Origin of the sequence: Kitasatospora sp. MY 5-36 (assembly GCF_001182915.1) — a bacterium.
Lineage (GTDB): Bacteria > Actinomycetota > Actinomycetes > Streptomycetales > Streptomycetaceae > Kitasatospora.
The window spans coordinates 1-694 of sequence record NZ_LFVW01001380.1 but is presented as its reverse complement, the minus strand read 5'-3'; the positions used below and the strand labels follow the sequence as shown (position 1 = coordinate 694).

The 694-nt window shown below is 79.8% G+C and carries 1 pseudogene; it reads left to right on the top strand.

Annotated elements, in window-relative coordinates:
- Positions 1 to 694: pseudogene (locus AE652_RS42540) on the top strand (hypothetical protein); the annotation flags it as partial.

Genomic DNA, 694 nt, shown 5'->3' with positions numbered 1-694 from the left:
CCGCTGCCGACCCCGGCCCACCCGGCGGCGGAAGCGAGTCGGCGCCCCCTGCCGACCCCGGTCGGCACGCTGACGCCCCCGGCACCGGACAAGACCGGACGGAGAACTCCCCGTCCGCGGACCCCGGCCACGCGCCGACGGCCGCCACGGACGCGGACGGCCGCGGCGGCGCTCCGTACCGGGCCCCGGCCACGCAGGATGCCGACGGAGGGCAGCCGGCACCCGACCCCGGGCAGGCACCGAAGGAGCACGCCGCCCCCGTTGGGCGCGGCCCCGTCAGCCCCGGCCGGGCGGCGCTGGCCGCCGCCGCGCCCTCGAGCGCGGAGGACGACCTCGACGCGGAGGCCCCGGCGGTCACCTTCGAGGAGCTCTACGAAACCGTCCACACCCGGCTGGTGCAGCAGGTGTTCCTGCTGACCGCCTGCCGGCACCGGGCGGTGCACTGCGTCCGGCGGGCGTTCGGGGAGGCGCGCCGGAGCTGGGGCGCGGTCACCGCTTCGGGGAACCCGGAGGGGTGGGTGCGGGTGCGCGCCTGCGAGCTGGCGCTGTCCCCGTGGCACCGGGGCGGGCCCCGGCGGTCGCACGCCTGGGGGCTGCCGCACCGGCGGATCAGGGTGCGGCCGGCCGACGAGTCGCAGGCGGTGCTGCCGGACCACGACCGGCTGACCGACCGGGACCGGGCGCTGCTGAAGGC